Source organism: Polaribacter marinivivus (assembly GCF_042651285.1).
In the GTDB taxonomy this organism is placed as follows: domain Bacteria; phylum Bacteroidota; class Bacteroidia; order Flavobacteriales; family Flavobacteriaceae; genus Polaribacter; species Polaribacter marinivivus.
In genome coordinates this window covers 1,163,072-1,182,055 of sequence record NZ_JBHSCY010000001.1, presented here as the reverse complement: position 1 = coordinate 1,182,055, position 18,984 = coordinate 1,163,072, and the positions used below count along the sequence as shown (strand labels likewise).

The window sequence follows — 18,984 nt, the reverse complement described above, 5'->3', positions numbered from 1 at the left end:
TGGTTTTGATTTGACAGATTATTATTTTATTGAATCTTTTTTGCACAATAAAAAAACTTTACTTTACTATTTAATTTATTTAATTGTTTCAAAACTTTTAAATAATTATCTGTGTGGAAAATCTAAATAAAAAATTAATAATTTAGTAAAAGAATATTATTCTCCAGAAATTAAGGCTTGTCCATTTAAAATAAATTATGAAAATAAAAGATTTTAAAATTATAAATATTAATCTTCAGTCAAATAAATTAACTGAAAGAATAATAGAATATCCATGCAATCAATTAAGGTATAAAATTGTTATTAAGTATAGTTCTCCCTTTATTAATGATTCTGACGATATCGAAGAGCTTACTTTAAATATTAATTGGGGAAGTAATTTCAGGGATGGTTATCATGATAGAAATGGTCAAATCACCTATGATATTGAAAGCGATGAGGAATTTTATGAGGGCTCTGAACTTTATAACAAACATTATGAGGAACTTCATAATAAATACATGAAAGAATATAATGATTTTTATGATATTGATAATAATTTAAATGATATTAATCACAAGTATGGTGATGATAAATGGAATAGTCAAATTTATGTCATTTGGGAACAATTTGAAAAAGATTATTTATTTAAAATAAAAGAGTATGGTAACTTAAATCTCATGAAATTCATTGTTGAAGAGGCTAAAAACTGGATAATTTCTAAAATGCGAAGTAAAATTGATGGATACACAGCTCACCTTAACAAAAAAGAAATCGATAAAGAACTTGATAGATTAAATAATTTTAAAGTAAAATTAGAGTGGTCAGAAAATAAAATATCTGAAAGAATTAATAGTTTACAAAGTGATTTAGAAAAACGAACTCAAGATTGGGAAAAACAAACTCAAGATTGGAAAAAAAAATATGGAATTTGAAATTAACATAAAAAAATGTTTAATGTAAAGTTTTAAATAGAAAAAATATTTATGAAATTTTTATATTTGAATTTAGAAAGCAAGTATTTGCTTTCTTTTTCATAGCAATTTACCTATCCTTTTTGGGTAGGTTTTTTTGGTTTCAAAAGACAAAAACAACCTTACAATACAATAATCGTACAATTTAGAGCAATAAAAAACCCTAACAATCAGTAAATTAGAATGTTAAGGTTTTTAAAAGTACAGGCGGAGAGACTCGAACTCTCACACCTTTCGGCACTAGATCCTAAGTCTAGCGTGTCTACCAATTCCACCACGCCTGCAATTTGGACTGCAAATATAAACAATCACTTGAAATTACAAAGCCCTTCATTATTATTTTTATATTTTTGAATTTCTTTCAAATTAATAAAAAATGTCACATATAAAATCTTATATAAAAGAACACAAACAAACTTTCTTAGATGAATTAATAGAGTTATTAAAAATACCTTCTGTAAGTGCAGATTCAGCTTTTAAAAAAGATGTTTTACTTACAGCAGATTTTATTTTAAATAGCTTACATAAAGCTGGTTGTGACAAAGTAGAACTTTGTGAAACTCCTGGTTACCCAATAGTTTATGGTGAAAAAATAATTGATAAAAACTTACCAACAGTTCTTGTATATGGGCATTATGATGTGCAACCAGCAGATCCAATAGAATTATGGACTTCTCCTCCTTTTGAACCTGTTATAAAAGAAACTGAAATACATCCAGAAGGTGCAATTTTTGCAAGAGGTGCTTGTGATGATAAGGGACAAATGTATATGCATGTAAAAGCATTAGAATACATGACATCCACTGGTAATTTACCTTGTAATGTAAAATTTATGATAGAGGGTGAAGAAGAGGTAGGTTCTGAAAGTTTGTCTTGGTTTGTACCAAGAAATAAAGAAAAATTAGCCAATGATGTTATTTTAATTTCAGATACTGGAATGATAGCTAATACAATTCCTTCTATAACAACTGGTTTAAGAGGGCTTAGTTATGTAGAAGTAGAAGTTATAGGACCTAATAGAGATTTACATTCTGGTTTATATGGAGGTGCTGTAGCTAACCCTATTAACATCTTAACAAAGATGATAGCCTCATTACATGATGAAAATAACCATATTACTATACCTGGTTTTTATGAAAATGTTGAAGAATTGTCAAAAGAAGAAAGAGAAGAAATGGCAAAAGCCCCATTTTCTTTAGAGAATTATAAAAAAGCTTTAGATATTGATGCTGTTTATGGTGAAGAAGGTTTTTCTACAAACGAACGTAATTCTATTAGACCAACATTAGATGTAAATGGAATTTGGGGAGGTTATACAGGTGAAGGTGCTAAAACAGTAATTGCAAGTAAGGCTTTTGCAAAAATTTCTATGCGTTTAGTGCCTAATCAAGACTGGAAAGAAATTACTGAATTATTTAAAAATCATTTTGAAAGTATTGCTCCAAAAGCTGTAAAAGTAAAAGTAAAACCACATCATGGAGGTCAAGGTTATGTTACTCCAATCGATAATATTGGCTACCAAGCAGCCAGTAAAGCATATGAAACTACTTTTGGAAAAACACCTATACCACAAAGAAGTGGTGGTAGTATACCTATAGTATCACTTTTTGAAAAAGAACTAAAAAGCAAAACGATTTTAATGGGATTTGGTTTAAATTCTGACGCAATTCATTCTCCTAATGAACATTTTGGGGTTTGGAATTATTTAAAAGGTATAGAAACTATACCATATTTTTATAAATATTTTACAGAACTTTATAAAAATCAATAATAAATTAAGCTTTAATATTTGAAGTTAATATCGTTTCAAATGGAAGCCAATAACAATGAAATTGAATAATATTTCTATATTGCAACAAATAAATTATAACTTTGCATTTTAAAGGGGATAAAATGAAAAATCAAAACAAAATTAAAGTAGAATTAATGAAGAAAATATGTATAGTTTCTTTAATCTTTTTGGCTTCATTTCAAGTAAATAGTCAAAATTTTGACAAATGGTCTGTAGATTTAGGGGGTGGTATTCATCAAATTGGAACCCCAATTTCAAGTGGATATTCAGAAAATATATTTGGTCAAGGAAATTTAGGAGTTAGATATATGTTTAATGAACGTTTTGGTTTAAGATTAGACTTAGGATACAATCAATTTAGTGCTAATGAATTTAGCCAACCATTTACTTCTAATTTTTACAGAGCTTCTTTACAAGGAGTTGTTAATATGGGTAATGTTTTAAAATTTCATACTTGGACAAAAAGAATAAGCTTACTTGCTCATGGTGGTATTGGTGTTGGTATTGTAAATGTAACTGATCCAGTAGTTTCTGGTAACGTATTTACACTTCCACTTAGTGTAGGAATTACACCACAATTTAAAATTTCTGATAGAATTGCTGTTTTTGCTGATTTTTCATCAATCATTAATTTTTATCAAGACATAAATTTTGATGGTGGAGCTGCTACAAGTTCTAGAGAATCAAATATTAGTCTTTTTAATACATCTATTGGTTTAAACATATCTTTTGGTAGATATAGAAAACTAGCTGATTTCTATTACGAAGAAAAAACTCCAGTTGAAAGTGAGTTAGATAAAATTAAAAAGCGTTTAACTACTGCAGAAAAAGAAATTGCAGATTTAAAAACTAAAGAAACTATTTCATCTCCAAACAAAGATCTAATTATGACAGAATTAGATGCTAGATATATCAAAAGAGACGAAGTAAAAGAAAATAAATATGCAGATGTTGTATCTGGAGGAAATGTAAATTTTATCAAAGAGCTTTTAAATAGAGGTTATATTAATGTTTATTTTGATGTAAATAAGTCTGAAATTCAAGAAGGGTCTTTAAATTCTGTAAACTACTTAAAACAATTTTTGATGGATAACCCAACTATAAGTGCAGACTTAATAGGTTACGCAGATGAAACAGGCTCAGCTAACAGAAATAAAACTTTATCTCAAAAAAGAGCAAAAAAGGTGTATGATGTACTTGTTGCTGCTGGTATAAATCCTTCTAGACTATCTTATTTTGGTGGTGGAGAAGATACTAGTGTTGGTAAATCTGCAAGACAATTTGCTAGAAAAGTTATTTTTAAATTAAGATAAAACTTTAATAATATTTTAAAAAAGCATCAATATTTTAAATGTTGATGCTTTTTTAGTTTAAAGAAATATACCAAGTTGTTCTAAACCATAAATCATTCTGAGTATTATTTTTTATAAATTCACCCAATCTATAATCTAAACCAAATTCTATTTTATCTTTTTTTGAAATTTGATACCCTAAATAAGGAGTTATTCTAATTTTTAAATCTGTAAAATCATACAATAATTCATTACCTAGCTTTAAGTAAAACTCTTTAATATCAACTCTTTCTCCACTTAAGGGTTTTTCTAAAGTAAATCTATACCTAGTTCTAAAAATTGTTTGTCTTTTAGATTGATAAAATTGTTCGAAAGCAATTCTATGCGCAATTTTTATACTTGTTAATTGACTTACAAAATTGTAATGCTGAAAAATTCTATGAATAGTTTTATCATCTCTAAAACGAAGAATATAACCAAAGTTAAAAGATTGTTCAAAGTCTGTTTTTATTGATATAATTGAAGATATATCAACTAAACTATGTGAAAATTCATTATTATCATCAAGAATAAATGTTCTAGATTCTAAACTATTAACCCAGATATTCTTATTAGAAAGTTTTTTAGAAACGACTATTTTAGGTAAAAATCCTGTATTAAAATTAAATTGTGCAAAAAGTAAATTTGAACAACAAAAAGATAGTAAAAAACAGCAGAATGTTTTCATTAAAACTGAAGATTATCAGAATTTGGAATCGCAAACTTTAATGATTTTACAAGATCTCCTTTTGCATCAAATAAAAACTCATAAAGTTCATAGTTTTTATCTTTTTTTCCTTTTACCACTATTTCATAAAAAACATCAACCTCAATTGTATTATTGTAATACTTAACAAAAAGTTTGGTAAGCTCTTTTTGGAAACCTCTATATTGAAATTGAGTTTTTTTAATTCTGTATTTATCAAATCTGTTTTTAAATGTTTTTGTAATTTTTTCTTTAACTGAAGCTTCTATTTTAGAAAAAGATGTTTTCATTTCGACATCAATTAAAATTCCTTTTTCAGAAAACTCAACGCTAAACAAATGGTTTTCAAAACAAGTTTTTGCTTCAAAAGTTTTACCTTCATTACTAGCTTCTATATACCATTTTACTTTTTTAGGTAAGTTTAATTTATCAATAAAATCTAGTGCATTATTGGGTGCTTCTGTAGATTTAATTCGATATTCTCTTTCTAGTTTTTCTTGACATTGTAGAGAAGAGACAATAATTAGTAAAAGGAAAAATAATATCTTTTTCATAAAATATTATTAGTCTTTTAAAATATAAGCCTTAATTATATAATCTACTTTTGGATATTTTTCTCTTAAAAATGTATTACCAAATTTAGAAATAGAGTCTTGTTTGTATCCTAATTTATCTCCATAACCATTATAAAATTTTAATACATTTTCTTTACCATCAACTACTTCTGCTACTACAGGAAATCCTGTTACTCCAGAATAAGCTAAAGTGTCTAATCTATAATTGTCTTTTAAATTTATAAAAATCTGATTAGACCTTGTTTTTACTCCTCCTCTAGCAAAAGCAATCGTCATTTTAGCATTTTTTTTCAACACAGGTTCGTCAATAATTCCTTTTTTACCCCAAGCATTATTGATAACTGTATCATTGTGAATACCAAATTGAGCAACAAATTTTGGTACTACTCTAAAAATAGCTACATCTTGATAGTATTCTCTAGTAATTAACTGATAAAGTCTATCTACTCCTGCAGGAGACCATTCTCTCTTTGCTAGAATATCAAAATTTCCTTGAGTTGTTTCAAAACGAGCTTTAAAAGTTTCTGGTGCTTGTTTTGTTAACCATTTATCTTTGAATTTAACTGATGCACAAGCAGATAAAAAAAGTAAACAAAAAATTACATATATTTTTTTCATATTTATTTCTATTTAAGCAAAACAAAAATAACCAAATAACTTTTAAATATTTTTTAACTCTACATTTGTAGAATTAAATATTTTATTCTATGTTTGTAGAGTAAAATACATTTCTATGCAATTATCTAAAACAGAAGAGCAATTAATGCAGTATTTATGGAAACGTAAAAAAGCTTTTTTAAAAGACTTATTAGAGGACTTTCCTAACCCTAAACCTGCAACAACAACTGTAGCTACTTTACTAAAAAGGATTAAAGACAAAGGTTTTATAGATTACAAATTATTTGGAAAATCAAGAGAGTATTATCCAATCATAAAAAAAACTGATTACTTTTCTAATCATGTTAATGGTTTAATTAAAAACTTTTTTAATGATTCTGCTAGCCAGTTTGCATCGTTTTTTACTAAAGAAACCAACTTAACAACAAAGGAACTAGAAGAATTAAAAAAAATTATTGATCATCAAATAAAAGAACAGAAAAATGATTAGCTATTTATTAAAATCTGCTGCTTGTTTAGCACTTATACTTTTCTTTTATCATTTGATTTTAGAAAAAGAAAAAATGCATCATTTTAATCGATTTTATCTTTTAATTGGAGTTGTTTTCTCATTTGTAATTCCTTTTGCTACAATAACTATTGATGTTGAACCTATAGTAATACAAGCGACAGAATCAACTTATTTGCCAGTTTTAGAAAACAACAAAAATGCTGTAATAATAGAACAAAATAATATCGATTATCTATCTATAATAATTGGTATTTATGCTTTTGTATCGCTTTTATTTTTAATTCGATTTGGAATAAATTTATATAAAATCATCAGAAAAATATATATCAACAAAAAAATTAATTATCAAAAAGCTGTTTTGGTTTTGGTTGATGATAAGATTTTACCTCATACGTTTTGGAATTATATTTTTATCAATAAAGAAGCCTACTTTAATGAAAAAGTAGAACAAGAATTATTTACCCATGAGTTAACACATGCCACTCAAAAACATACGCTAGATGTTTTATTGATAGAGATTTTACAGATTATATTTTGGATAAATCCATTATTTATATTTCTAAAGAAAGCAATTCAATTAAATCATGAATATTTAGCAGACGAAACTGTAATTACAAAACATAAAAACACATTCCAATACCAGCATTTATTAATTAATAAAGCATCTTGGAAAAACGATTATTACTTGGCCAGTAATTTGAATTATTTAGTAACAAAAAAGAGATTAAAAATGATGACAATACAAAGTTCACCAACAAAAATCTTGTTAAAAAAACTGGCGGTAATTCCGTTATTAGCAGGATTTTTCTTCCTCTTTGCAGAAAGAGTTGAAGCGCAAGAAGTTATAGTAGAAGAAAAAGAAATCCCTATTGAAACTATTACTGAAAAAATAGCTGATAATCAATTAGATTATAGCAATAATAAATTGTATAAAGAATATATATATAGTAAAGGTAGATATACATTTAAAAATAAAAATGGTAAAAGTATAACTAAAAAGTATAACGAATTATCTGAAGAAGAAAAGAAAGGTTTAGTACCTCCTCCACCATTAAAAACAAAGAAAAAAACACCAACTTCAAAATTAATTGAAGATTTAAAAAATAGTGAAAAATATGCGATTTGGATTGATGGAAAAGTTGCTAAAAATAGTGATTTAAACAAATACAACAACTTAGATTTTAGTCATTATTTTGTAAGTTTTGTTCATAAAAATGCAAGAAGTAAAAGATTCCCTCAAGAATATCAAGCTAGTTTAGAAACTAAACAATATTTTAAAAGTAAAAATCAAAAAAGAGTAAATGACTTTTTAAAATATTTAAAAGAAAAGCATGGTATAGAAGAAGTTGAAGAAGAAGTAATTGAGGTTAAAGAACAAAAAAAGAAATATAATACTCCAAGTAGCAGAGGATCTAAACAAAGTATTAATGATTTAAATTTTACTAAAGCTAAAATCCTAGAGACTTCTATTTATACTGATATCAAACTTTATAAAAGTAAAAACAAACAATATGAAGAGTTAAGAATAAAAAAGCCTCATTTTATAAAAAGTGATACAGAAAGACAACAAAAATTAAATAATCTATTTTCAGAACTAGGTTCTCTTTATTTTAGATTATCTAAAGAAAATAAATCAAAGGTAAAAAGACCTATTCATCCACAAGAACCTTATGTAAGGTTAATGAAAAATGATGTTGTATTTTATAAGTTAAGAAAAGATTTAACTGAAGAAGATAAATTGTTATTTCCTCCTCCACCTGTTCCAATGAATGCTTCTGAAGAAGAAAAGCAAAAAGCAAAAATGGAGTTTGAAAACTGGAAAAAAAGAACTGGTAATACTTTAAATGAAATTCCTCCTGCTCCAAAAAAAAGTAAAAAGCCAAAAAAAGAAATTATTAAAAGTAAAAATGTTAAAAGTGCTTTAAAAGTAAAAGATACAATTCCTGAGAAAAAAGTAAAACCAAAAATTACTTTTAACAGCAGTAAAACTTTAAAAGAAGAATCATTTGTAAATGCATTAAAAAATCTTACAGAAGAAGAAAAGAAGAAAAATAGAGAAAATGTTAGTTACTTTTTAGATGGAAAAAAAATTACTTATAAACAATTGAGTAATGTTGAAACAAATAAAATTAAAAGTATCAATATTAGAAAACTTAAGGACGGATCAAAAATAGTCGAAGCTAAAAGCAAATAATACAAAAACCTCGAAAATTCGAGGTTTTTTTATGTAACAAATTCACTTTAAAAACGTTGTATTTAAACAAATACATACAAAAACGTGCTTAAAAATTTCTTTCTTACCTGTTCTGGAGTTGATAAAAACTTAATTAATGAATGTGCAAATGGCGAACAAAATAAATATGTAGGTATTGGTGCTACTGTTTTTTTTACTGCAATTATGGCAACCATAGCAGGTTCTTATGCTTTGTATACTGTTTTTGACAACCTATATGCTGCTATTTTCTTTGGATTAATTTGGGGTTTACTCATATTTAATTTAGATAGATTTATTGTGTCTACCATTAAAAAATCTGATTCTAAATGGAAAGAAGTTGCACAAGCAACCCCAAGAATTATTTTGGCTATTATTATTGCTGTTGTAATTTCAAAACCCCTAGAGTTAAAGTTATTCGAAAAAGAAATCAATCAGGTTTTATTATCTGAAAAAAACCAAATGACTTTAAATAACAAGACAGAAATTGCACAACAGTTTAGTCCTGAAATTGCAAAAATTAATTCAGAAATTAACAATTTAAAGCAAGAAATTAGTAATAAAGAAATTGAAACTGATGCATTATATGAAACATATATAGCAGAAGCTGAAGGAAGGAAAGGAACAAAAAAACTTGGAAAAGGACCTGTTTATGCAGAAAAAAGAGCAAAACATGATGCTTCTTTATTAGCATTAAATCAATTAAAAAAAGAGAATCAAGTAAAAATAAATCAAAAAGAAAAAGCTATTTTAACTTTACAAGAAAATCAAAAATTAGCAGAAAAAGCATCACAACCTATTATTTCTAATTTTGATGGACTAATGGCAAGAATAAACGCTTTAGGTAAACTTCCCTTTTTTACATCCTTCTTTATATTCTTGTTGTTTTTGGCTATAGAAACATCACCAATAATAGCAAAATTATTAGCGCCAAAAGGCGAATATGATTTTAAACTAGAAGAACGTGAATCTGCTATTAAAACCTGGGTTAAGCAGCAAGTACAGCAAAGAGAAAAAATGCTACAAGCAGATATTAGTATAGACAATAGTGTTTATAAAGATTTAACTCAAGATGAAGAATTAGTTAGCTATAAAGAAAAAATGGCTAGAGAATTAATGAAAATTCAAGCAGAAGCATTTTACAAAAAGCAACAAAAAATGTTGTAAAACAAAAAAAGCGTCCCAAAATAGGGAAGCTTTCCATTGGTTAACAAAACCACGACACTTTTACGAAAGTGCCAAAACAACACAACTTTATCACTCTAACAAAAAGTGATGAGCAAATATACGTTGTTTTTACATATCTAAAAATAAATATCACTTTTTTTGCTGTTATCGGAATTGTCTATTTGCCTATACATTGTATCTTTGCACTCTTTATTTAACATTAGAAATTATACACCAAATGCAATTATCAGAACAAGAAGTTGTACGTAGAGAAAAGTTAGCAAAATTAAGAGCTTTAGGTATTAATCCTTATCCTGCAGATTTATTTCCTGTAGATGCAAGCTCTAAAACAATTAAAGAAAACTTTGCTGAAGATAAACAGGTGATTATTGCAGGTAGATTAATGTCTAGACGTATACAAGGTAAAGCTTCTTTTGCTGAATTACAAGATGGTGAAGGAAGAATACAAGTCTATTTTAATCGTGATGAAATTTGTACAGGAGAAGATAAAACCTTGTACAATGATGTTTATAAAAAATTATTAGATATAGGTGATTTTATAGGAATTACTGGTACACTTTTTACAACCAAAGTAGGTGAAAAAACAGTAATGGTAAAAGAGTTTAAAATTCTTTCTAAAGCTTTAAAACCTTTACCATTACCAAAAGTAGATGCAGATGGTAATACATATGATGCTTTTAATGACCCAGAATTAAGGTACAGACAACGTTATGCAGATTTAGTGGTTAACCCTCATGTTAAAGAAGTATTTGTAAAAAGAACAAAATTGTTTAATGCAATGCGTTCTTTCTTTAATAACGCTGGTTATTTTGAAGTAGAGACTCCTGTATTACAGCCAATTCCTGGTGGTGCAGCTGCTAGACCTTTTGTTACACATCATAATTCATTAGATATTCCTTTATATATGAGAATTGCTAACGAATTATATCTAAAAAGATTAATTGTTGGTGGTTTTGATGGCGTGTATGAATTCTCTAAAAACTTCAGAAATGAAGGTATGGATAGAACTCATAATCCTGAATTCACAGCTATGGAAATCTATGTATCATATAAAGATTACAATTGGATGATGGACTTCTGTGAACGTTTATTAGAACATTGTGCAACAGCTGTAAACGGAACAACAGAAGCTACATTTGGTAAACATAAAATAAACTTTAAAGCTCCATATAAGAGAATTACAATGCGTGATTCTATTCTAGAATTTACAGGTTTTGATATTTATAACAAAACAGAAGCTGAAATTAGAGAAGCTGCTAAAGCTATGGGTATTGAGGTTGATGAAACCATGGGTAAAGGAAAATTAATTGATGAAATTTTTGGTGAAAAATGTGAAGGCAATTACATTCAACCTACATTTATTACAGATTATCCAAAAGAAATGTCACCTCTTTGTAAAGAGCATAGAGAAAACCCAGAACTAACAGAACGTTTTGAGTTAATGGTTTGTGGTAAAGAAATTGCAAACGCATATTCTGAGTTGAATGACCCAATTGACCAACGTGAACGTTTTGAACATCAATTAAAATTAGCTGCCAAAGGCGATGATGAAGCAACAGAATTTATAGATCATGATTTCTTACGTGCTTTAGAGTATGGTATGCCACCAACTTCTGGAATGGGAATTGGGATGGATAGATTAATTATGTTTTTAACTAATAATCAATCTATACAAGAAGTATTATTTTTCCCTCAGATGAGACCAGAGAAAAAAGCTCCTTCTGTAGAATTGAATGATGAAGAAAAAGCAGTTTTAGCCATTATTACAAAAGCAGAAAAAATTGATTTATCTGCTTTAAAAACCCAATCTGGTTTATCAAATAAGAAATGGGATAAAACTATTAAAGGTTTAACTAAAAAAGAAGTGGCTAAAGTTTCTAAAACAGACGAAGGTTTGTTTGTTGAAGCTCTATAATAAACTGTCTTTAAAATATTTAAGAAGGAATAACAGAAATGTTGTTCCTTTTTTTATCTTTGATTATATGGAATGTAAAAACTGTCTAAATAATCTACCAGAAAAAGCTAACTTTTGTAATAATTGTGGAGCAAAAGTGGTTGTAAATCGCATCACTTTTAAATCTTTATTATTAGATGTTTTTGTAAATGTTTTTGGTTTTGATAGTCGTTTTTTTATAACTCTTAGAACTGTTGCTCGTCAGCCAGAATTATTATTACACGATTATTTAAATGGTGTAAGAAAACGTTACATGAATCCGTTTTCTTTTTTAGCAATTGCTGCTGGTATTTCTTTATTAGTATTCAATTATTTTGCTGATGATTTCATTGAAATTAATCAAACAATGAACTCAAGTCAAATAGAAGCACTTCAAGAAAAAGCAAACTTAGACATTGCCTCATTAAAAAATTTATCTGAAAAAGAGGTAAAAAAACTAAAAGTTGAGCAACAATCTGCTCAAATGCAATTAAAGTTTAATAAAGGTATGATTGAATTTATGCTTCGTTATTTAAACTTACTCACCTTTGTTTTTTTATTATTGTTTGCAGTTTTAAGCAAATGGACATTTTGGAAACCTTATAATTTTGGTGAGCATTTAGTTATTAATGCTTTTCTATATGGTTTTCTTACTTATTTAACATTAATCTTATTTTTCTTTGCGATAGTTATACACCCTTCAATTTACTTTGCTAGTACATTTATATATATATTTTATTATATGTATGTACTTGGCAAATTTTTTAAGCTAACTTTTTGGCAAAGTATTAAAAAACTCTTTAGATTTTTATTTGGTCTAGCTGTAGTTTTTGTAACAATAATAATATTGACAATAGCTATTGGAATTCTTTTAGGGTTTTTAGGAATTATAAAGTTTGATCTCTAAAAAATTATTTACTTTTAAATTTCATAGGTAAATGCACTACTTTTTTAGTTTCAAAAAAAGGTTCATCAAAATAGTTTGGTAAATCATAAATAGTTGCAGTAGTATATTTTTTTAACTCTTCAGATAAATCGCCTCCTTTTAAATAGAGAATTCCGTTTTTTAATTCGTGATTCTGTTTTTTAGAAATTTTACCTTTTGTCCATCTTACAAAGGTCTCCATTTGTGCAACTGCCCTGCTTACTATAAAGTCGTAAGTATCATTAACCTCTTCTACTCTTCCATGAGTTGTTTTTAAGTTTTCTAAACCTAAACCTTCTACCACTTCATTTACTACTTTTATCTTTTTACCTATAGAATCTACCAAATGAAACTGTGTTTCTGGAAATAAAATCGCTAAAGGAATGCCAGGAAAACCACCTCCAGTTCCAACATCCATAACCTTTGTGTCAGGCATAAACTGCATCACTTTTGCAATACCTAAAGAGTGTAAAACATGTCTTAAATACAACTCGTCTATATCTTTTCTAGAAACTACATTAATTTTAAGATTCCAATCTTCATATAACTCTTGAAGTTTTGAAAACTGCTCTATTTGAGTGTCACTTAAATTTTTAAAGTATTTGTGTATGATTTCCATGAAAAAATATTTACCAATGCAAAAATAGGAGTTATATGAAAACAATTAAGAATAAAATTAATCGTTTATAAGATATATACTTTAAAATCTATATTTTTACATCATAATACAATATATGAATACAATCAATTTTTCTAGAGTAGATAAAGCTAAGTTTTTTAGAACCTTAAACAAAAGGGTAAATAATTATTTTAAAGAAAATAATGTAAATAGAACTGGTAACTGGAAGCTTTACTCTAAAGCAATATTAATGTTTGCTACTTTTTTAGTGCCTTTTATTTTAGTACTTACAGTATCTATGCCTCAATGGGTTATGGTCTTATTAATGGTAGTTACAGGTATTGGTATGGCAGGTGTAGGTATGAATGTAATGCACGATGCTAACCACGAATCTTTTTCTAAAAGAAAATGGGTAAATAAATTAATGGGAAGTAGTATTTACATACTTGCTGGAAACGTTTACAATTGGAAAGTTCAACATAATGTTTTACACCATACTTTTACAAATATTCAAGACCATGATGAAGATTTAGATGCAGGTAGAATTATGCGTTTTTCTAAGCATGCAAAATGGTTAAAGATTCATAAAATCCAAAAATATTATTCTATTTTTTTATATGGTTTGTTAACTATTAATTGGGCCATTACTACAGATGTAAAACAAATGCATAGGTATTTAAAAAGGAAATTATCTTATGGTGAGTTTCCAAACCCAACAACAGAATGGACAAAATTGGTGATTTCTAAACTAATTTATTATTCTCTTTGGATAGTTTTACCAATTGCTGTTTTAGACATTGCTTGGTGGAAAGTTTTAATTGGTTTTTTTGTTATGCACTATACTGCAGGTATGATTTTGAGTTTAATATTTCAATTGGCTCATATTGTACCAAAAACAGAAACACCAGCACCAGATAAAAATGGAAATTTAGAACATACTTGGGCAGTCCATCAATTATATACAACAGCTAACTTTGCTCCTAGTAACTGGTTGATAAACTTTTATACAGGTGGTTTAAATCATCAAGTTGAACATCATATTTTTCCACATATTTCTCATGTACATTATAGCAAATTAGCTAAAATTGTAAAAGAAACTGCAAAAGAGTTTAATTTGCCATATCATGAGTACGAAACTACAAGAAGAGCCATTATTGAGCATTTTAGACATTTAGGAGTTTTAGGAAAAAAACCTGAATTAGCATAAATTAAAAAATAACAATTTAAAGTAAAAATGTCACATCCATTATCGGACAGAATTAACAGTTTGCCAGTTTCACAAACATTGGCAATGGCTGCAAAAGCAAGAGAATTAAGAGCAGAAGGTAAAGATATTATTGGGTTAAGTTTGGGAGAACCAGACTTTAACACTCCAAATTTTATTAAAGATGCTGCAATAGAAGCTATTAATCAAAACTATAATTCTTACACACCAGTAGATGGTTATGGAGAATTAAAAGAAGCTATTTGCGAAAAGTTTAAAAGAGATAATAATTTATCTTATAAACCAAATCAAATTGTAGTTTCTACAGGTGCAAAACAATCTATTGCAAACGTTGCACAAGTTTTATTAAATCCTGGTGATGAAGTAATTTTGCCTACACCTTATTGGGTAAGTTATTCTGCAATTGCCACTCTTTGTGAAGCTAAGTATGTAGAAATTCCTTCTTCTATTGAAACTGATTTTAAAATTACACCAGAACAATTAGAAGCTGCAATTACGCCGAAAACAAAAATGATTTTCTTTAACTCACCAAACAACCCTAGTGGAACTATTTATAGTGAAGCTGAGTATAAAGCTTTGGCTAAAGTTTTAGAAAAACACCCTCAGATATATATATTATCTGACGAAATTTACGAGCATATTAATTACGATTTTAAACCTTTTAGTTTTGCTGCTATCGAAAGCATGTATGACAGAACTATAACAGTAAATGGTCTTGCAAAAGCATTTGCTATGACTGGTTGGAGAATAGGTTATATTGGTGCTCCTGAATGGATTGCAAAAGCATGTACTAAAATGCAAGGTCAAATAACATCAGGTACAAATTGTATTGCACAAAGAGCTGCAATTACTGCAGTTTTAGCGCCAATTTCAAAAATACAATACATGGTAGATGAGTTTAAAACTCGTAGAGATATTGTTATTGATTTATTAAGAGAAATTGACGGTTTTAAAGTAAATGTTCCTGAAGGTGCTTTTTATGTTTTTCCAGATATTTCTGAATTTTTTGGAAAAACCATAAAAGGAACAAAAATTGAAAATGCTAGCGATTTTTCTTTATTTATTTTAGAGAATGCCAATGTTGCTACTGTTACTGGTGATGCTTTTGGTTCTCCAAACTGTATTCGTATTTCTTACGCAGCTTCAGAAAAAGATATTAGAGAAGCTATAAAAAGAATCAAAGAAGCCTTAAACTAAATATTTATAATAAAATATATTTACTACAATCTCACAGATGTATTTCTGTGAGATTTTTTTTATACAATAACTAATAATAATGCAAAAGCAAATAAACTTACTTGTAATATTGTGCCTGTTTGACTTTGCGCTTTTGCATGATGATCTTCTATTAACTTTTTAAACTTTACTAAAGAATCTCTTTTAGTAGCTTTAATGCTTTCTTTAATTTCACGCTTATAAGCAGAAGTTAAAATTCCTCTTTCTATTGTTGTTGAATATGTTGTTTTCATAATTTTTGATTTAAATTGATTACACTATAAAGACGAAAAGAAAAAAACTTTGTTACAACCTAAATATTTAAAAATAAGCAGATAATAATCATTTTTGTAATATTGATGGTTTACGACAATCAATAAAAAAAATAAAAAAAACCACTAAATTATCATTTTAGTGGCTTTTATTTTAGAGGTTTTTTAGTAATTGGGGAATAAATAGGAGACTATCTAATCTTAATTTACAATTAACTTTTTTGTATTATACTTTCTATAATCGTTTGTTACTTTTAAAATATAAAGTCCTGATTTTAATCCATCTTTGAAGATTTCTACTTTATTATTTCCTATTTGAGTATCAATTTCGATTTTTCTAACTAAAGCTCCTGTTAAACTATAAACTTCAATATTTGTGTTAGCGTTTACTTCTGAATAAAAGCTTATTTCAGACTTATTAGTCATAGGATTTGGATAAATTATAGACTCATTCTCTTCTATAATATTTTCGTTTACACTTAATGCTCTTTGAGAAAATAATATATCTTTTAAGTTCATTTTCTTTGTTTGTACATCTGTACCATTTGATGACATTGTAAATACTATGCTTACTGCATCATTTAAATCAATATTATTTACGGTTTTAGAAGTAAAGTATTCTAAAGGAATTACGAAGTGATTGTCTGTATCATTTAAACTAATTGAAGTTTTAAACTGATTCTCCCATTCGTTAATACTTTTTTTAATGATGGTAATTTCTAATTCTCCTGTACCATTTGCATTAAACTCTAAAGCATCAAATTGAGATAAATCTACAGGCATAAATCTTGGCGTAAAAGATCTGTAAGCAGCAACATAAGAACTTGTAGTTGCTTCTAAAGAAATATTTCTCTCTACTCTATGACCAGAACCAACATAAATATTCTCATTCTGAGTAATTTCAAATTTATTTAAAGCTGTTTCATTCGAAGAATCATCTGCACCCCAAACTCCATCAGACATAAATAAATCATCTGGGGTATCTATTCCATTTTCTAGTCTAAAACCTATGTCAAAAACATTACCAGTATTTATAACCATAGAATTTAAATAAGAGCCATCTAAAGAAATTGTTTTATTAGCAAATTCTGTTTGTGATGTTTCTGTTCTTTTAAAACCAGAACTGTAAGTAATAGTTTCGGTTTTATTTCTGTTAACTACTTCTAATTCTAAAGTACCATTTACGTATTTCCCTTTTTTTACGAAAACTGCAGGTGGAGTTGAATTATTATAGGCTATAATCTCTCTTTTTGAATTAAATAATTCTAATGCTTTTTCTCCTAATAATAGTAAATCATCTATTTGATTTGTCCAAATTTGAAAATTATAATACGTAGCATTATTTTCATATTTATCAATATTCCAGTGGCTATCAATAGCAAAATTAGTGTCGTTATTTGTAAGTTTACCTGAAAAACTTAGTACAAATTCTTTAGAACCATCTGTGTTTTTTATAATCGATTTTATAAAAGTATGTTCTCTAATTTCTATGGTAGAAACAGACAATAACTCTGCACCTAATAGTCTATCACAAATGTATTTAGTATGCTCATATACTCCATTTTCTGTCTTAGTTGCTAATACTACAGCAATGGTTTTGTTGTCTTTTATATAATCTACTGAATACAGTTCTGTAGCATTTGTCATAGAGATTAAATCTGATGGCGAAGATTCTATAGTTTCTGTTCCAGATAATACATCTAAAGGAATTAAATCTCTTAAAGATACACTAGCATTTTTAGATACATTTTTACTGTAAAACTCAGATTTTAATATCTTTTTGGCTAATTTTTTATCAAACTTATAGTTTGATTTAGCTCTTAAATAATTTCTTTTATTTATTAAAGAAGATAATCTATCATTACTTTCTAAACCTCCTTCATTCCCTGTAGATACTTCAAGGCTTATTATAGGACATTCTGCTACTCCTGAACAAGATGGATCATCACAATCTGTTAAACCATCTCCATCATCATCTATACCATTTCTGCAATCTTCTTGTGGTACTGGAGCAGTTGGACATCTTGCACCATCATTTAAACTACTAGAAGGTCCAAATGCAAATAAATTTGATTCTATGACAGACCCGATTTCTAAATTTTGAACGTCTTGTATTACATATACAGTTCCTGTTTGGTTTGCAGAAACGTAAAATCTACCTTCTACATCAAAATAAACTGCACCAAAAGTATAATTAACACCATTTAAAATAGGAACTACACCTAATGAAGTTGCTACTCCTGTTTCTGGATCTATTCTATATAAAATATTAGTTCCTTTTTCTACTGTATACAATAAACCATCTACAGCATTAAAAGCCCAATCGTGAATATTTATATTAGATGATAATGTTTTTGAAGTTATGAATTGTTTGTAAGTATTACTGTTTGGATTTAAATCCACTAAATAGTACGTAGAACCTCCTGGTTTTAAGTAGTAAACTCCATCTTCTCTTACATCTCCTACATATCTGTTAGATGTTGGAAGCTCTGGGATATAAACAACCTCTGTGCTAAAGTTTTTACCAATTTTTACAATTGATTTAGATGGTGTACTTAATGATCCCCAGATATAACCATCTGCAGGATTATAACCCACTGCATTAATATTGCCAGGTGTAATATCTTTTTTTACTAAATATGAATTACCTGAAGCTAAATCTAATGCATAAATATCATTATACTGAAATAAATATGCATTGTAATCACAATTAAAAGGGTCTTCTTGACCATATCCAAAAACACCTATTATAATGATTAATGTTTTTACTAAATTTCTTAATGATAAAACCCAATTTATATGCATTATAGTCTAATTTTTAAGCAAAATTAGTTTAGTAAAGGTCTTTTTTAATGGGGTTTCTGTTTTTATACAATTTAGTATCGATAAAAGGTAAAGAAATATTCGAT

General features: G+C 27.5%; 16 protein-coding genes and 1 tRNA gene. 10 read left to right on the top strand and 7 right to left on the bottom strand.

Going from position 1 to position 18,984, the window contains the following annotated elements; translation table 11 throughout:
* Window positions 1–197: 197 nt before the first annotated feature.
* Window positions 198–914: a hypothetical protein gene (locus tag ACFOWD_RS05495; protein ID WP_377408775.1), complete on the top strand. Its 717-nt coding sequence runs from the start codon at window positions 198–200 to the stop codon at window positions 912–914.
* A 241-nt stretch (window positions 915–1,155) separates the two neighbouring features.
* On the opposite strand, the gene ACFOWD_RS05490 is transcribed toward ACFOWD_RS05495, so the two are convergent.
* Window positions 1,156–1,237 (bottom strand) — tRNA-Leu (locus ACFOWD_RS05490).
* A gap of 92 nt (window positions 1,238–1,329) precedes the next feature.
* Between ACFOWD_RS05490 and ACFOWD_RS05485 the strand changes: the two genes are divergently transcribed.
* Window positions 1,330–2,724, top strand: a complete 1,395-nt coding sequence (locus ACFOWD_RS05485; protein ID WP_377408773.1) for a dipeptidase — start codon at window positions 1,330–1,332, stop codon at window positions 2,722–2,724.
* A gap of 122 nt (window positions 2,725–2,846) precedes the next feature.
* Window positions 2,847–4,058, top strand: coding sequence for an OmpA family protein (locus tag ACFOWD_RS05480; protein WP_377408771.1), 1,212 nt, complete (start codon window positions 2,847–2,849; stop codon window positions 4,056–4,058).
* Window positions 4,059–4,110: 52 nt separating this feature from the next.
* On the opposite strand, the gene ACFOWD_RS05475 is transcribed toward ACFOWD_RS05480, so the two are convergent.
* Genes ACFOWD_RS05475 through ACFOWD_RS05465 form a run of 3 tightly spaced genes read right to left on the bottom strand, consistent with a single transcriptional unit; the run spans window position 4,111 to window position 5,975 of the window.
* Window positions 4,111–4,764 carry a DUF2490 domain-containing protein gene (locus ACFOWD_RS05475; protein WP_377408767.1) on the bottom strand — a complete coding sequence of 218 codons (654 nt, stop codon included), beginning with the start codon at window positions 4,762–4,764 and terminating at the stop codon, window positions 4,111–4,113.
* Complete coding sequence (locus tag ACFOWD_RS05470; RefSeq protein ID WP_377408765.1) at window positions 4,764–5,336, bottom strand: hypothetical protein; 573 nt, start codon at window positions 5,334–5,336, stop codon at window positions 4,764–4,766. The genes ACFOWD_RS05475 and ACFOWD_RS05470 overlap by 1 nt, the downstream gene beginning before the upstream one ends.
* A gap of 9 nt (window positions 5,337–5,345) precedes the next feature.
* Entirely contained in the window at window positions 5,346–5,975 is a 630-nt protein-coding gene (locus tag ACFOWD_RS05465) for a peptidylprolyl isomerase (protein ID WP_377408763.1), read from the bottom strand.
* Window positions 5,976–6,090: 115 nt separating this feature from the next.
* Here ACFOWD_RS05465 and ACFOWD_RS05460 point away from each other — a divergent pair, with 115 nt between their 5' ends.
* The 5 genes from ACFOWD_RS05460 to ACFOWD_RS05440 all read left to right on the top strand — a co-directional run bounded on the left by ACFOWD_RS05460 (window position 6,091) and on the right by ACFOWD_RS05440 (window position 12,726).
* Entirely contained in the window at window positions 6,091–6,465 is a 375-nt protein-coding gene (locus tag ACFOWD_RS05460; RefSeq protein WP_377408761.1) for a BlaI/MecI/CopY family transcriptional regulator, read from the top strand.
* A complete protein-coding gene (locus ACFOWD_RS05455; protein ID WP_377408759.1) occupies window positions 6,458–8,680 on the top strand; it encodes a M56 family metallopeptidase in 2,223 nt (740 codons plus the stop codon). Before ACFOWD_RS05460 ends, ACFOWD_RS05455 begins: the two co-directional genes overlap by 8 nt.
* Before the next feature lie 84 nt (window positions 8,681–8,764).
* On the top strand, window positions 8,765–9,865 hold the full coding sequence (locus ACFOWD_RS05450) for a DUF4407 domain-containing protein (RefSeq protein ID WP_377408757.1): 1,101 nt from the start codon (window positions 8,765–8,767) through the stop codon (window positions 9,863–9,865).
* Between the two features lie 238 nt (window positions 9,866–10,103).
* Window positions 10,104–11,801: a lysine--tRNA ligase gene (lysS, locus tag ACFOWD_RS05445; protein ID WP_377408755.1), complete on the top strand. Its 1,698-nt coding sequence runs from the start codon at window positions 10,104–10,106 to the stop codon at window positions 11,799–11,801.
* 67 nt (window positions 11,802–11,868) lie between these two features.
* Complete coding sequence (locus ACFOWD_RS05440; RefSeq protein WP_377408753.1) at window positions 11,869–12,726, top strand: DUF3667 domain-containing protein; 858 nt, start codon at window positions 11,869–11,871, stop codon at window positions 12,724–12,726.
* Window positions 12,727–12,730: 4 nt separating this feature from the next.
* Here ACFOWD_RS05440 and rsmG read toward each other — a convergent pair whose 3' ends face one another.
* On the bottom strand, window positions 12,731–13,363 hold the full coding sequence (gene rsmG, locus ACFOWD_RS05435; protein WP_377408751.1) for a 16S rRNA (guanine(527)-N(7))-methyltransferase RsmG: 633 nt from the start codon (window positions 13,361–13,363) through the stop codon (window positions 12,731–12,733).
* A 115-nt stretch (window positions 13,364–13,478) separates the two neighbouring features.
* On the opposite strand from rsmG, the gene ACFOWD_RS05430 reads away from it, so the two are divergent.
* Both ACFOWD_RS05430 and ACFOWD_RS05425 read left to right on the top strand, forming a co-directional pair.
* The gene (locus ACFOWD_RS05430; RefSeq protein WP_298991624.1) at window positions 13,479–14,570 is read left to right on the top strand and encodes a fatty acid desaturase family protein; all 1,092 of its coding nucleotides are present in this window, start codon (window positions 13,479–13,481) and stop codon (window positions 14,568–14,570) included.
* A gap of 27 nt (window positions 14,571–14,597) precedes the next feature.
* Window positions 14,598–15,785 (top strand): pyridoxal phosphate-dependent aminotransferase, encoded by a 1,188-nt coding sequence (locus ACFOWD_RS05425; protein ID WP_377408749.1) that lies wholly within the window; start codon window positions 14,598–14,600, stop codon window positions 15,783–15,785.
* A gap of 59 nt (window positions 15,786–15,844) precedes the next feature.
* Here ACFOWD_RS05425 and ACFOWD_RS05420 read toward each other — a convergent pair whose 3' ends face one another.
* The gene (locus ACFOWD_RS05420; RefSeq protein ID WP_298991620.1) at window positions 15,845–16,057 is read right to left on the bottom strand and encodes a hypothetical protein; all 213 of its coding nucleotides are present in this window, start codon (window positions 16,055–16,057) and stop codon (window positions 15,845–15,847) included.
* A gap of 219 nt (window positions 16,058–16,276) precedes the next feature.
* Entirely contained in the window at window positions 16,277–18,880 is a 2,604-nt protein-coding gene (locus ACFOWD_RS05415; protein WP_377408747.1) for a DUF6923 family protein, read from the bottom strand.
* Window positions 18,881–18,984: the final 104 nt, after the last annotated feature.